Source organism: Streptomyces melanosporofaciens, assembly GCF_900105695.1.
In the GTDB taxonomy this organism is placed as follows: domain Bacteria; phylum Actinomycetota; class Actinomycetes; order Streptomycetales; family Streptomycetaceae; genus Streptomyces; species Streptomyces antimycoticus.
In genome coordinates this window covers 4,250,812-4,264,829 of the sequence record NZ_FNST01000002.1, presented here as the reverse complement: position 1 = coordinate 4,264,829, position 14,018 = coordinate 4,250,812, and the positions used below count along the sequence as shown (strand labels likewise).

General features: G+C 71.2%; 11 protein-coding genes and 2 pseudogenes. 5 read left to right on the top strand and 8 right to left on the bottom strand.

Translation table 11 applies throughout. The annotated features are described in order from the left end of the window. Positions 1 to 128: 128 nt before the first annotated feature. Positions 129 to 737: a TetR/AcrR family transcriptional regulator gene (locus tag BLV72_RS21155; protein WP_244321420.1), complete on the bottom strand. Its 609-nt coding sequence runs from the start codon at positions 735 to 737 to the stop codon at positions 129 to 131. 150 nt (positions 738 to 887) lie between these two features. On the opposite strand from BLV72_RS21155, the pseudogene BLV72_RS21150 reads away from it, so the two are divergent. Further along, positions 888 to 4,252: pseudogene (locus BLV72_RS21150) on the top strand (S41 family peptidase). 142 nt (positions 4,253 to 4,394) lie between these two features. On the opposite strand, the gene BLV72_RS21145 reads toward BLV72_RS21150, so the two are convergent. From BLV72_RS21145 to BLV72_RS21130, 4 genes are all read right to left on the bottom strand, one after another. After that, positions 4,395 to 4,730, bottom strand: a complete 336-nt coding sequence (locus BLV72_RS21145; RefSeq protein WP_093464105.1) for a hypothetical protein — start codon at positions 4,728 to 4,730, stop codon at positions 4,395 to 4,397. A 119-nt stretch (positions 4,731 to 4,849) separates the two neighbouring features. Beyond that, positions 4,850 to 5,758, bottom strand: coding sequence for an SDR family oxidoreductase (locus BLV72_RS21140; protein WP_093464103.1), 909 nt, complete (start codon positions 5,756 to 5,758; stop codon positions 4,850 to 4,852). Continuing rightward, entirely contained in the window at positions 5,755 to 6,705 is a 951-nt protein-coding gene (locus BLV72_RS21135; protein ID WP_093464102.1) for an alpha/beta fold hydrolase, read from the bottom strand. Before BLV72_RS21135 ends, BLV72_RS21140 begins: the two co-directional genes overlap by 4 nt. Beyond that, on the bottom strand, positions 6,702 to 8,231 hold the full coding sequence (locus BLV72_RS21130; RefSeq protein ID WP_093464100.1) for a flavin-containing monooxygenase: 1,530 nt from the start codon (positions 8,229 to 8,231) through the stop codon (positions 6,702 to 6,704). The genes BLV72_RS21135 and BLV72_RS21130 overlap by 4 nt, the downstream gene beginning before the upstream one ends. Before the next feature lie 188 nt (positions 8,232 to 8,419). On the opposite strand from BLV72_RS21130, the gene BLV72_RS21125 reads away from it, so the two are divergent. Continuing rightward, on the top strand, positions 8,420 to 9,121 hold the full coding sequence (locus BLV72_RS21125) for a MerR family transcriptional regulator (RefSeq protein WP_244321419.1): 702 nt from the start codon (positions 8,420 to 8,422) through the stop codon (positions 9,119 to 9,121). A gap of 80 nt (positions 9,122 to 9,201) precedes the next feature. Here the strand turns inward: BLV72_RS21125 and BLV72_RS21120 are convergent, their stop codons facing one another. Then, positions 9,202 to 10,005, bottom strand: coding sequence for an exodeoxyribonuclease III (locus tag BLV72_RS21120; RefSeq protein WP_093470464.1), 804 nt, complete (start codon positions 10,003 to 10,005; stop codon positions 9,202 to 9,204). A 63-nt stretch (positions 10,006 to 10,068) separates the two neighbouring features. On the opposite strand from BLV72_RS21120, the gene BLV72_RS21115 reads away from it, so the two are divergent. Then, complete coding sequence (locus tag BLV72_RS21115; protein ID WP_093464097.1) at positions 10,069 to 10,623, top strand: GNAT family N-acetyltransferase; 555 nt, start codon at positions 10,069 to 10,071, stop codon at positions 10,621 to 10,623. Between the two features lie 61 nt (positions 10,624 to 10,684). On the opposite strand, the gene BLV72_RS21110 is transcribed toward BLV72_RS21115, so the two are convergent. Continuing rightward, positions 10,685 to 11,851 carry a trypsin-like serine peptidase gene (locus tag BLV72_RS21110; RefSeq protein ID WP_093464095.1) on the bottom strand — a complete coding sequence of 389 codons (1,167 nt, stop codon included), beginning with the start codon at positions 11,849 to 11,851 and terminating at the stop codon, positions 10,685 to 10,687. A gap of 322 nt (positions 11,852 to 12,173) precedes the next feature. Between BLV72_RS21110 and BLV72_RS21105 the strand changes: the two genes are divergently transcribed. Further along, the gene (locus BLV72_RS21105) at positions 12,174 to 12,674 is read left to right on the top strand and encodes a Dps family protein (RefSeq protein ID WP_093464094.1); all 501 of its coding nucleotides are present in this window, start codon (positions 12,174 to 12,176) and stop codon (positions 12,672 to 12,674) included. Between the two features lie 166 nt (positions 12,675 to 12,840). Here BLV72_RS21105 and BLV72_RS21100 read toward each other — a convergent pair. Continuing rightward, a pseudogene (locus tag BLV72_RS21100) lies at positions 12,841 to 13,308 on the bottom strand (ArsI/CadI family heavy metal resistance metalloenzyme). An 81-nt stretch (positions 13,309 to 13,389) separates the two neighbouring features. On the opposite strand from BLV72_RS21100, the gene BLV72_RS21095 reads away from it, so the two are divergent. Next, positions 13,390 to 13,791, top strand: a complete 402-nt coding sequence (locus tag BLV72_RS21095; protein WP_093464093.1) for an ArsR/SmtB family transcription factor — start codon at positions 13,390 to 13,392, stop codon at positions 13,789 to 13,791. Positions 13,792 to 14,018: the final 227 nt, after the last annotated feature.

Here is a 14,018-nt window from a genome sequence, read left to right as displayed (position 1 = left end):
GTGCTCCCGTCGGTTGGATGGCACTGGGCAGGGATGGGTGACCGAGCCGGCGACGAGAGCGGCGCGCCGGTCGGGGCCTTATGTGGTTGTGCGGGGAGAACGGGGAGGGAGGAAGTGAGAGGGAAGGGCTACGCGGCGCCGAGCGCGGGGAGGATCACGGCGTCGATGTAGTCCAGGAGGTACGTCTGGTCCGGCTGCTGACCGTCGACGAGCGGTCGGGCGATGAACGCGCCGCACACCATGTGCACGACGAAGTTCAAGGCGGGCCGGTCCGGGGCGATTTCGCCGCGGTCGACGGCGCGCCTCAGCAGCGTGTTGAGCGCGTCGATCTCGGGATAGATCAACAACTCTCGCAGGGCCTCATGAAGGTCCGGGTTGTCGTGGCTTGCGTGGGCGAGTCCCCTCATCAGCGCGGCGTCCCGCTCCCGGGCACTCTCCGAGCACCGCACGATCTCCTGCAGATCCCCGCGGAGCGTTCCGGTGTCGACACCCTCGAGCAGAACGGGCTTGGTGTGCCGCAGCGCGGTCGCGACCAGCTGCGGCTTGCCTTTCCACTGGCGGTAGAGCGTGGCCTTGCTGGAGTGCGTACGGGTCGCGACGGCGTCCATCGTCAGACCGTCGTACCCGACCTCGCCGAGCAGCTCCACCACCGCCTCGTACAACTCCCGCTCGCGCTCGGGGGAGAGTCGGCTGCGACGCACCCGGGCGGTGTCCCGGTCCTCCGTCGCCTGGTCCATGGTCGGCACGGCGTGTCGCCTCCCTCCGAACGAAACGGTTTCGTACTCCTCCAGCATAGGCTCGCCACTATCGAAACAGCGCCGTTTCGCTCGTGGTCTAGGTCACAGAACCGAGTTGCTCCAAATGGCGTAGCTCGAAAACATGGGTGGGTGGAGCCTTACGGAAGCGACGACGACCTGGCCTATCTGCGATTTCCGCATCTGCACGGCGACTTGCTGTGCTTCGCGGCCGAGGACGACCTGTGGGTCGCCCCGCTGACCGCCCCCGGCGGGCCCCCCGAACGGGCCTGGCGGCTGACCGTGGACCGTACGCGCGTCGGACCTGCCCGCTTCTCCCCGACGGCTCCCAGATCGCCTTCACCACCTGGCGCAGCCTCGACCCGGAGATCTATCTCGTGCCCGCGGCCGGCGGCCCGGCCCGCCGGCTGACCTACTGGGGCAGTACGGACGCCCAGGTCTGCGGCTGGACCCCGCCGGACCAGGACGGCGTCTCCCAGATCCTCGCGGTCTCCTCCCATGAGCAGCCGTTCTCCCACTTCTCCTGGGCCTACACGCTGCCCACCGACGGCAGCCCCGGCGGGCGGCTGCCCTGGGGGCCGGTGGCCGATATCGCAGTGGCCGATCTCGACGGCGAGCGCCGCACCCTGCTGCTGACCGGCAAGCCGCCGCATGAGCCCGCCACCTGGAAGCGCTACCGGGGCGGTGCGACGGGCCGGCTGTGGCTGCACGGCACCCGGCTCGCGGAGGAGCTGAACGGCCATCTGGACGCGGCGATGTTCGTCGGCGGCCGGATCGCCTTCCTCTCCGACCACGAGGGCATCGGCAACCTCTACTCCTGTCTGCCCGACGGCACCGATCTGCGCCGCCACACCGACCACGCCGACTTCTACGCGCGCCACGCCTCCACCGACGGCTCCCGCGTCGTCTACCAGTGCGCGGGCGAGCTGTGGCTGGTGGACGACCTGGGCCCGGACGGCGTGCCGCGCAAGCTGGACATCCGGCTGGGCGGGGCGCGGACCGGGCGGCGGCCCTACCAGGTGCCGGCCGCCTCGCACATCGACTCGCTGTCGGTGGACACCACGGGCCGGGCCAGCGCGGTGTGCGTCCGGGGCAGCCTGTACTGGCTCACCCACCGCGACGGCCCCGCCCGCACCCTCGCCGACACCCCGGGCGTCCGGGTGCGGCTGCCCGTGATGCTGGGCTCGACCGGCCGGGTCGCGTATCTCACCGACGCGGAGGGCGAGGACGCCATCGAGATCGCGCAGCTCCCCCGGGCCAGCGGCCCCGGCGAGCCGCGCCGGCTGGCCGCCGGGCTGCTGGGCCGGGTGCACGAGCTGGAGTCCTCGCCGGACGGCGACCTGCTCGCGATCGCCGCGAGCGACGGGCGGCTGCTGCTGGTGGACGCCTCCGCCGACGGGGACGGCGAGGTCACCGAGCTGATCCGGTCGGACAACGGCCCGGTGGGCGACCTGGCCTTCTCCCCCGACTCGGCATGGCTCGCCTGGTCCCATCCCGGGATAGGCCGCACCCTGCGCTCGATCAAGATCGCGCGGCTGGCCGACCGGACCATAGTGGACGTGACCAACGGGCGGTTCGAGGACGAGGAGCCGGTCTTCACCAGCGACGGCCGCTATCTCGCCTTCCTCTCCTGGCGCGGCTTCGACCCGGTCTACGACGTGCACACCGGCGACCTCTCCTTCCCGCTCGGCTGCCGCCCCTATCTCGTACCGCTGTCCTCCGCCACCCCCTCACCCTTCGCGCTCTCCCCCGAGGGGCGCCCGGCGGCGGGCGGGCTGGACCCGGACGACAGCGGGGACGACGGGGACGGCACGGTGACGGTCGAGGTGGAGGGGCTGGCCAGCCGGGTCACGGTCTTCCCGGTGTCCGCGTCCAAGTACTCCTCGCTGCACCCGGTCAGCGGCGGCGGACTGGTGTGGCTGCGCTGGCCGATCTCGGGGGCGCTCGGCGAGACGTTCGCCAACCCGGCCGAGACCTCGAGCCGCCCCACCCTGGAACACTTCGACCTGGCGAAGGCCAAGCGGACCGAACTCACCAGCGAGCTGGACTGGTACGCGGTCAGCGGCGACGGCACCCGGCTGGTGGCCTACGACGACGGCGATCTGCGCGCGATGCCCGCCACCGAGACCGGCGACAGCGACTCCACGGTCCACCTCGACATGCGGCGGATCCAGCACACCGTCGATCCGGCGGCCGAGTGGCGGCAGGCGTACGACGAGGCCGGGCGCATCACCCGGCACTACTTCTGGGACCCGGGGATGTGCGGTGTCGACTGGGACGGGGTGCTCGACCAGTACCGTCCGCTGGTCGAACGGGTCGCCTCGCCCGAAGAGTTCGCCGATCTGCTCCGCGAGACCCTCGGCGAGCTGGGCACCTCGCACGCCTACGTCGCCGCCGCGCGCCGCAACGAGGGCCCGCGCCACTACCAGCGCCCCATCGGGCTGCTGGGGGCCAACCTCACCCGCACCAAGGACGGCCGGTGGGCGGTGGCCCGCATCCTGCCCGGTGAGTCCTCCGACTCCCGGGCCCGCTCGCCGCTGGCCGGTCTGGGCATCCGGGACGGCGCCGTCCTCACCCATGTCGACGGGCGCCCGGTGGACCCGGTGGCCGGTCCGTACCCGCTGCTGACGGCGGCGGGGGGCACGACGGTGGAGCTGACCTTCGAGCCGCCGGACGGCGAGGGGCCGGCGCGCCGGGTCGCGGTCTCCCCGCTGATCGACGACCGGCCGCTGCGCTACCAGGACTGGGTCGCCCAGCGCCGGGCCGTGGTGCGGGAGTTGAGCGGCGGGCGGTGCGGCTATCTCCACATCCCCGATATGGGCGGCTCCGGGTGGGCGCAGTTCAACCGCGATCTGCGCCGCGAGATGTCGCTGCCCGCGCTGATCGTGGACGTCCGGGGCAACGCGGGCGGCAATATCAGCGAGCTGGTGGTGGAGAAGCTCACCCGCAAGGTCATGGGCTGGGACCTCACCCGCAACGCCGAGCCCGTGTCGTACTCCAGCAACGCGCCGCGCGGGCCGATCGTCGCGGTCGCCGACGAGGCGACCTCCTCCGACGGCGACATGATCACCGCGGCCTTCAGGATCCAGGGCATCGGTCCGGTGGTGGGGCTGCGCACCTGGGGCGGGGTGGTCGGGATGACCGGCCGTCACCGTCTGGGCGACGGCACGTCGATCACGGTACCGATGAACGCCGCGTGGTTCGACGCCTACGGGTGGGGCGTGGAGAACCACGGTGTGGAGCCGGACATCGAGGCGCCGCGTTCCCCCGTGGACTGGGCGGAGGGCCGCGCTCCGCAGTTGGGGGTCGCCGTCCGTACGGCGCTCGATCTGCTGGAGCGGCATCCGGCCACGACCCCGCCGGACTACTCGGACGTGCCCGATCTGCGGCGTCCCCAACTGCCGCCGCGCAAGGGAAGTAAGCCCTCGCGCAAGGGGAAGAAGCCGGGGAAAAAGCCGACCAGCAAGGGAAGTAAGCCGCCGCGTAAGGGGAAGTGAGCCCCGCGTAAGGAAGCGAGCGCGCACCCGCCGGGAGGCGGCCGGGGCGGGAGCGGGGCCGGGCGCAGGCAGGCGCAAAAGCATGCGCAAGGGCGCATTCCCATGGTCACCCATGGGGATGCGCCCCTCCCGCCCTGGCGCGTCACATCTCTTCGAAGGGCTCCTGGTCCATCGTCTCGTCGCCCATGCCCGGCTGACGGCGCTCACGGCTCATCCGCTGGGACTGCCCGCGGGCCTCGGGCCGGTCCTGCTGGCCACGGCGCTGCTCCTGCCCCGGCTCCCGGCGGGAGCGCTCCTCCATACGCTCACCGGACTGCATCCGCTCGCCGGACTGCATCCGGTCACCGGACTGCATGCGCTCGCCGGACTGCATGCGCTCACCAGGCTGCTGGCCGCGCCGCGGCTCCTGGCTCCGCCCGCCCTGCGGCTTCCGCTTGGCCTGCTGACCCTTGTCGTTCGGCTGGTCCTTGGGGCCCATGTGTCACTCCTCATCGGGTGAATGGCGTCGGGCCCGACAAGAGTTACATGTGCCGACTTTCTCCGCATTCCGGATCGGAGGAGTCGAAGAAAGCGCAGGTCAGCTAGGTTGACGGAGCGTTACTGGTAACGCTCCGTGTCCGCCGTGCGCGCCTCCTCGTCCGCCGCGCCGCCCTCGCCCAGCAGACGACCGCCCCGCTCCTCCCGGGTCGCCGCCAGCCTCGGTTCGGCGCGGCGCATCTCGCGCCGCCCCACGGCGTGGATGAACGCGGGCAGATAGCCGCGCACCGACTGCATACCGCGCAGCCACCACTGCGCGTACACATGCGCCGACCGGCGCTCGATGCCTGCCACCAACCGGTCCACCGCCGGGCCCAGCGGATAGGTGCGGCCCGCGGGCCAGGGCAGCCGCTGCCGCAGCTCGCGCATCACCTCGTCCTGGTCGGCGCCGCGCACCATATCGGTGTCCGTCCAGCTCAGATAGCCCACGCCGACCCGCACCCCACGGTGGCCCACCTCGGCCCGCAGACTGTGGGCGAACGCCTCGACCCCGGACTTGGACGCGCAGTACGCCGTCATCATGGGCGCGGGCGCGAGCGCGGCGAGCGAGGCGATCTGCAGCAGATAGCCGCGGCTCGCGATCAACGCGGGCAGGAAGGCGCGGGCCGTGGTGACGCTGCCCAGCAGATTGACCTCGATCACCCGCCGCCAGGCCGTCTCGTCGGAGTCGAGGAACGGACCGGCCTGGGCCACACCCGCATTGGCACAGACGATGTCCACCGCGCCGAACCGCTCCACGACCTCCCCCGCCACCCGCGCCATCGCCTCGGCGTCGGTGACATCGGCGTGCCAGTGGGCGGAGTCGGTCGACAGCCGCTTCGAGACCCGCTTCAGCTCCTCGGGCTCCAGGCCCACCAGCGCGACCTTCGCACCACGGGCGGAGAGCTTGCGCGCGAGCAGCTCGCCGACGCCCCGCGCCGCGCCCGTCACCACCGCGACCTGGCCCTCAAGGCTCCTGCGCGCACTCATGTCGTCTGCTCCTTCGCTTCAACTGCTGTTGTGGGGTGGGACGTCCCGAACTCCTCGACCAGGCCGCGGATCACGCCGGTGACCGCCTCGGGGTCCTCCACCGGGGTCATATGGCCGAGCCCCGGGAGCTCGATGAGACCGGTGCAGTGCGGCAGCGCGGCGGCCAGGGCGTCGGCGTGCTCGGGCGGGGTGAGCCGGTCGGCGGTGCCGACGATGACGGCCGTCGGCATGGTCAGTTCGCCGATGCGCGCGTCCAGTTCGAGGTCGAGCAGAACCCGGCCCCATCCGCCGCGTACGGCGCGGGGGCAGGCGTGCAGGATCCGCGCGCACATGTCCACCGCGGCCGGGTCGGCACCGGGGCCCATCGTGGCGTAGCGCACCAGCCGCCTGGCGAGCGGGGTGACCGGGCCCAGCGGGGCGCGTGAGCCCAGGAGCACGCGGTGCACCCGCGCCCGTGCCCGCGGGGAGCGCAGCGGTACCACCAGCGACCGGTCCACCAGCCGTGAGGCGCCCGTGCTGCACAGCACCACGGCGGCCGCGCGCTCGCGCAGCGCGGGACGGTCGGCCGCGGCCATCAGCGTCATCCCGCCCATGGAGTGGCCCGCCAGCACGGCCCGTCGACCGGACGGAAGGGCCGCTTCCAGCACCGCCACCAGGTCGTCGGCCAAGGCGTGGGTGCTGTAGCCGCCGGGCCCCGGGGCCGGGCTGCGGCCATGGCCGCGCTGGTCGTAGACGATCACCCGGTGGTCGGCCGCGAGGGCGCGCACCACCGGCGCCCAGAAGGCCGTGGAGCAGACCCAGCCGTGCGCGAGCAGGACCGCCGGGGCGTCCTCGGGGCCGTGCAGCTCCGTGTGGAGCCGGCTCCCGTCGGCCGAGACGACCGTCAGCTCGCGCTCCGGGGCGGGCGGGGCGTACGGCCCGACGGGTGGCGAAGGAAGCCGCCTCACCGCGATCCCCTCCCCGCACCGGCCGTGGACACCGTGGCCTTGGCGGGCCCGGTGTGCGGCCGCAGCACCGTGTACTCGTTGAGGTCCACGCGCCGGGTGACCTTTCGCAGCTCGCTGGTGGTCCCGGGCCACAGGGTGGTGTTGCGGCCGTTGTCCAGGTACCAGCTGTCGCAACCGCCGGTGTTCCACACCGTGCGCCGCATCCGTTCCTGGATCATGTCCGTGTAGGCGCGCACCGCGGACGGCCGGGCGTCCAGCGCGACCTTGCCGCCCAGGGTGTCCAACTGGCGCAGATAGTCGGCCATATAGGCGAGCTGCGCCTCTATGACGAGGATCATCGAGCTGTTCCCGAGGCCGGTGTTGGGCCCGATGATGGTCAGGAAGTTGGGGAAGCCCGCCGGGCTTGTGCCGCGCAGCGCCTCCATCCCGCCCTTCCACTCCTCCGCGAGCGTCGTCCCGCGCGCGCCGGTCACCCGATGGGCTATCGGGACGTCGGTCACATGGAAGCCGGTGCCGAAGACGATCGCGTCGGCCTCGGTCTCGGTGCCGTCGGCCCCGACGAGGGTGGAGCCGCGCACCTCCTTCAGCCCGGCCGGGACCACGTCCACATGCGGCTGGGCGAGCGCCGGATAGTAGTCGTTGGAGAGCAGGATGCGCTTGCAGCCGATGCGGTAGTCCGGGGTCAGCGCCGCCCGCCGCGCCGGGTCCTTGATGGCCCGTCGCATATGGGCACCGGCCAGCCGCTCGACGAACCGCATCTCGCCCGGCCGCTTGGTGAAGGCCCCGACCTGCAGCTCCCGGATGCCCCACAGCACCCCGCGGCGCAGCGCCCGGGTGGCCGGGATCCTCGTGTGCAGCCATCGCTCCAGGCCGCTGATCCGGCGGTCCATCCGCGGCAGCACCCAGGGCGGGGTGCGCTGGAAGAGGGTGAGCCGGCCGACCTCGCGCTGGATGGCGGGGACGATCTGTATGGCCGAGGCGCCGGTGCCGATCATCGCCACGCGCTTGCCGCGCAGATCGGCGGTGTGGTCCCAGCGCGCGGAGTGGAAGACGGCGCCGGGGAAGCCGTCGAGCCCGGGAATGTCCGGGATCCGGGGGTCGGCGAGCGGACCGGTGGCGCTGACCACGACATCGGCGGTCAGCGAGCCCCGCGCCGTCTCCACCTCCCAGTGCACCGCCGCGGAGTCCCAGCGCAGGGAGCGCACTTCGGCGCCGAAGCGCAGATGCGGCCGCAGCCCGAAGGTGTCGGCGACCCGCTCCAGATACGCGCGGATATGCGGCTGGCCGGAGAAGTTCCGCGGCCAGTCGGGGTTGGGCGCGAAAGAGAACGAATACAGATGCGAGGGGACATCGCAGGCACACCCCGGATAGGTGTTGTCCCGCCAGGCCCCGCCGACCGCCTCCGCCCGCTCCAGGACCACGAAGTCCGTGATGCCCGCGCGGCGCAGCCGCACCGCCGCACCCAGACCGCCGAATCCGGCTCCGATCACCGCCACCCGCACATGCTCATGCGTCAGCCCAGCCATGCCGCCGCCTCCCACGAACGCGAATACGACCGCGCCAGCAATCACTGGCACGATGGGAGCGTAGGACAGGGATCTACCGAGCGGTAGGGGCTGTGGACAACGAAGTTACCGGCGGTCGCACCCGACCGGACGCGGCATAGGCTGCACTTGTGGCGACGAGCGAAGCGGACGAGGTACGCGAGTACCGCATGCCGGAACTGGCCGAGAAGGCCGGGATCACCGTGCGCACCCTGCGCTTCTACCGGGAGCGCAAGCTGATCCCGCCACCGCGCCGCGACGGCCGGATCGCCTGGTACAACGACCACCATCTGGCCCGGCTGCGGACGATCGCGGGGCTGCTGGAGCGCGGCCACACCCTCGGCGGCATCGCCGAGTTGATCGCCGCCTTCGAAAGCGGCCGCCGGGACGTCGGCGAACTGCTCGGGCTGCCCGGCGCGGTCGCCTCCTGGCCCTCGGAGACCCCCGTCCGACTCACCCCCGAGGCGCTCGCGGACTACTTCCACGGCGAGGTCACCGCGGAGAACCTCACCACCTCGCTCGACCTCGGCTATCTGGCCGTGGACGGCGACGAGATCGTCCACCTCAGCCGCCGCCTGCTGGACGTCTCACACACCCTGGTCGAACAGGGCGTCCCGCTGGCCGCGGTGCTCGCCGCGGCGCGCGAGGTGCGTGAGCATGTGGACGCGATCGCCGAGACCTTCGTCACACTGCTGCGCACCCATGTGGCGGCGGACGCCCTGGAGCGCGGCGAGGACGTCGGCGAGACCGTGGAGCGGCTGCGGCCGCTGGCCACGAGCGTGGTGGACGCCGAGCTGACGATGGCCATGAACCGCCGCATGCGGGCGGAGACGGACGAGACGCCCCCCGGCGGCCACTCCGGGAATCAGTGAGCCCACGGAGGCCGACGAGCCGGCCGGACCAGGACCCCGGCGGACATCAGCAAGCCCACGGGGCCAGTGCCCCGTGAAGGTCAGTGCGCCGAGCCGTAGGCCACCGTCACCGGGGCATGGTCGCTCCACCGCTGGTCGTAGGCGGCCGCCCGCTCCACGACCGCCTTGACCGCGCGCCCGGCGAGCCCCGGGGTCGCGATCTGGTAGTCGATGCGCCAGCCCGCGTCGTTGTCGAAGGCCCGGCCGCGGTAGGACCACCATGAGTACGGACCGGCGATGTCCGGATGCAGGGCGCGCACCACGTCCACGTACCCCGCCTCCTCGAAGACGCTGGTCAGCCAAGCGCGCTCCGCCGGAAGGAACCCGGACTTCTTCTGGTTGGCCTTCCAGTTCTTGAGGTCGGCCTCTTGGTGGGCGATGTTCCAGTCGCCGGCCACCAGCGCCTCGCGCCCACCGGCCGCCGCCCGTTCGCGCAGCTCCTTCAGATACGGGAGGAACTCCGCCATGAAGCGCTCCTTCTCGTCCTGGCGGTCCGTGCCGACCTCGCCCGAGGGGAGATACAGACTGCCGACGGTCACGCCGGGCAGATCGACCTCCACATAGCGGCCACTGCCGTCGAACTCGGACGACCCGAAGCCGACCCGGACGCCCTCCAGCTCACGCCGGGCGTACACCGACACCCCGGCCCGGCCCTTGGCCGCCGCGGGGGCGTGCACCACATGCCAGCCGTCGGGTTCGCGGACCGCCTCCGGCAGCTCCTTGGGTTCGGCGCGTACCTCCTGGAGGCACACCACATCGGCCGCGGTAGCGTCCAGCCAAGGGCCGAAGCCCTTCTTGGCGGCGGCGCGCAGCCCGTTTACATTCACGGTCGTCACGGTGAGCACCTCCGGCACGATACGCGACAAAAACCACGCGCCCATCCACTGCATAGAAGTACGATTCGACGCATGAATATTCAACCAGTCCGCTACGACCACCCCGACGCCCTCAAACTCGACGAGGAAGTGCAGGCGGAGTACGCCGTGCGCTACGGCGAGGGCGATCTGACGCCCATGGACGCGGCCCATTTCGACCCGCCGCACGGCCTCTACCTCATGGCCTACGACCCCGACGGCACCCCGGTCGCGACCGGCGGCTGGCGCAGCCAGGAGCGGAGCGACGAGGGCTACGAGGACGGGGACGCCGAAATCAAGCGGATGTTCGTGGTCCGCGCGGCGCGCGGACGCGGGCTGGCCCGGCGGATCCTCGCGGCGCTGGAGGACAGCGCGCGGGAGGCGGGGCGGGTGCGGATGGTCCTGGAGACCGGCACCGAGCAGCCCGAGGCCATAGAGCTGTACACCTCCTCCGGCTACACACCGGTGCCGAAGTTCGGGCTCTACCGCTTCGAGGAGAGCAGCCGCTGCTACGCCAAGCTCCTTACGGCCGCGCCCGTGGAGCCATCCATGAGCCCGACCGCGAGCCCGTCCGTAGAGCCCTCCGCGAAGCCATCCGCAAGGCCATGACGAGGGGCCCGCTCCGGATCCGGAGCGGGCCCCTTACGTCTGCCGTGCGCCTGCGGGCCGATCAGCCCTGACCGGCGTACTTCTTGCTGATGGCCTCGAACACGCCCTTCGCCTCGGCCCCCAGATGCGGACCGGCGAGCCAGGTGTGTCCGTAAGAGCCGATCGAACTGTTGGACACCAGCACCGTCTTGCCGTCGTTGTTGACGAACCAGCCGCCGCCCGAGGTGCCGCCGGTCATCGAGCAGCCGATCCGGTACATGGTCGGCGAGGTGGCTGAGAACGACAGCCGGCCCGGCCTGCTGGTGCAGTTGAACATCTTCGCCCCGTCGTAGGGCGGTGCCTGCGGATAGCCGTACGCGCCGATCGAGCTCACCCGGTCCGCCGACGGCGCCCCGAACCACACCGGCACCGAGGCCCCGACCGTCTCCTGCAGCGACTTGCCACCGCCGCCCTCGGGCTTCACATGCAGCACCGCGAAGTCGTACGCCGACCCCACCCCGCCGGTCTTACCGCCGTTCGCGATCCACTCGGACGAGGTCTGCGACCAGTCCGCCCACCACACGCCGTAGGGGCTGACCTCGTTCTGGGCCGCGGTCTGGGTCTGCTCGGCCCCCAGCCCGTTGTCGTTGTACGAGGGCACGAAGACGATGTTGCGCATCCAGCCGCCCTGCTTACCGGAGTGCACACAGTGGCCCGCGGTCCACACCAGGTTGGACTTCCCCGGATGCGCCGGGTCGTCGACGACCGTGCCGGAGCACACCATCGGCCCCTCGGGGCTGTCGAAGAACACCTTCCCGACCGGCGCCATGTTCTGGTGGTACGGCCGCGAGACCTGCTTGGCCGGCACGGCGGGCGGCTCGGGGTCGGTGGCCGCCTGGTCCTGGCCGGCGCTCTGCGTGGAGACGGTGGTCGACGAGTCCTTCGCCTTGGCCATCCGGGACGGCTGCCAGAAGTCCTTGATCATCGGATTGGCGAATTCCGACGCCTTGCGGGCCCACTTGTCCCAGTCCTTCCAGCCGCCCTCCTTCCACTTCTTCAGGTCGTCCAGACTCGTCGGGACGCCTTCCGGCAGCTGGATCCCGTCCTTGGCCTGCTGCCCGGCGGACGCGGCCGAGGAGTCCGACGTGGAAGCCGCCTCGTCGTCACCGGGCCCGCAGGCGGAAGCGGAGACCACCAGCAGCGCGGTCATGGCCGCGGCCGCCACGGTGGAACGGCGTATAAGTGGCATGGAGCCTTATCCCCCTGTTGTGGTGCAGTTGTTGTGCTGTGCTGTGTCGCGTCTGCCCTACGGCGTTTTCACGCCACGAAGCCACTGGACAGGGCATCTACTATGCCCGCGCCCCTGGCCTGCGCCATCACCCGTCCCCCGGCCCGCACCAAACACGAACGCGGTCAGCACGATTCCATGACATCGGCGATCCCCGGTGCCCACCCGACTGGATCAGGCGCAGTGGCGGCGGAGAGAGACCTCCATAGGCTTGATCGCATAGGACGTCGGGCCTTCTGTCCCAGGGGTCTGCCGTGCCGTGACGCTTCGAAGGAGACACGCCATGCCCGCTTCTCCTGGCGGTTCCCGACGCTCGGAGACCGATGCCGCCGGATTCACGGCCTCGCCGCAGTTCGCCCAGGCGTTGCAGCAGATCGTGGTGGATCTCGTCGAACTGCACCTCCAGGGGAAGCAGGCCCACTGGAACCTGGTCGGCCACAACTTCCGGGACCTGCATCTGCAGCTGGATCAGATCGTGGACGACGCCCGGGAGTCGGCCGACGCCATCGCCGAGCGCATGCGCGCCCTCGCGACCGTGCCGGACGGCCGCTCCGACACCGTCGCGGCGACCACCACACTCCCCGCGTTCCCGGCGGGAGAGGTGAACGTGAGCGCCGTTGTCGACCTCGTCACCACGCGCCTGCGCACCACCGTCGACACCCTGCGCACCCACCACGACCAGATCGACAACGAGGACCCCTCCACGGCCGACCTGCTGCACGCGATCATCGATTCCCTGGAGAAGCACGCCTGGATGGTCAGCGCGGAAAACCGATCCGCCTGACACCACTCCCCGCAAGCCCCTGCCGGCTTTCCCCGGCGGGGGCTTGCTTCTTTGAGGCTCTGCCGGCTCACTCGGGTCTTTGATGTCATCGCCGGGCAGGCGCTGGAGTGAAGCGGCGCATCACCGGCACCAGCGGCCATGCTGGTGGCGCCTCCGCGGCTTGCCGTCAGGCTCGGCGTCCGCCGCTCGCGACGGCCTCCGTCGGGGCAGGCTCGCTTGCACAGCAGGCGTCGGCTGTGTCGAGTGCCGCGCTCTTGCCCATCTGATCAGCGTCACCTTTGACGACGTAGACCTCCCAGGGCTCCTTGCCGGGACCGTGGACCCAGACCTTGTCCTGGAGGGCGTAGCAGCAGGAGGTGTCGTTCTCCTCGAAGGTGGCGAGCCCCGCGCCTTGAGGCGGTCGGTGGCGGCGGTGACCTGGTCGGTGGACGCCACCTCGACGCCGAGGTGATCCAGTCGCGTCTCCTGCTCCGCCTCGCCCTCGATCAGGACGAGCTTCAGCGGCGGCTCGCTGATCGCGAAGTTGGCGTATCCGGGACGGCGCTTGGCGGGCTCGACGCCGAAGAGCTTGGAGTAGAACGCCACCGAGGCTTCGAGGTCGGGCACGTTCAGGGGCGAGCTGCACACGAGACATGACGAGTGTCCCCATCGGGTTGTATCGATATCCTTCGATACAAGATTGCGACCTTGGATCGAAGAACGTCAATATAGAAGCATGTCGAAACAAGAGCTTGCGGTGCTCGGCCGGCATGGCGCCGACGGCTGCTGCCCAGGACTGCTGACCGCTCCCCTGGACGAGGCACAGTCCATCGAGCTGGCGAAGGTGTTCAAGGCGCTGGGCGATCCGATCCGGCTGCGGCTGCTGTCGATGATCGCCTCCCGGGCCGGGGGCGAGGTGTGCGTATGCGACCTGACCCCTGCCTTCGATCTGTCGCAGCCGACGATCTCCCATCACCTGAAGCTGCTGCGGCAGGCCGGGCTGATCGACTGCGAGCGCCGGGGCACCTGGGTCTACTACTGGCTGCTGCCGGAGATGACCGACCGGCTCGCCGGGATCCTCTCCCGCCCCGCCGGGCAGCCCCTGCCCGAGCCTGCCGGAACGGCGCGCGACGCCTGATGGCCGCCGAGCAGGCTAACGCCGAGACGATCCGCATCACCGCCTGACGGCCGAGCACTCCGATGAGGCACTGGCGATCTACCAACTCGGCATCGACGAACGGAACAACCGCTGCGCGTACGCCGGTGTCGTCGAACGCTCCGTCTACGTTCACCCGGCAGCGCGCAGCCGAGGGGTCGGGCTCGCAACGAAAGCCGCGAAGTCGGATACGGCTCTGGCCGGTTGGG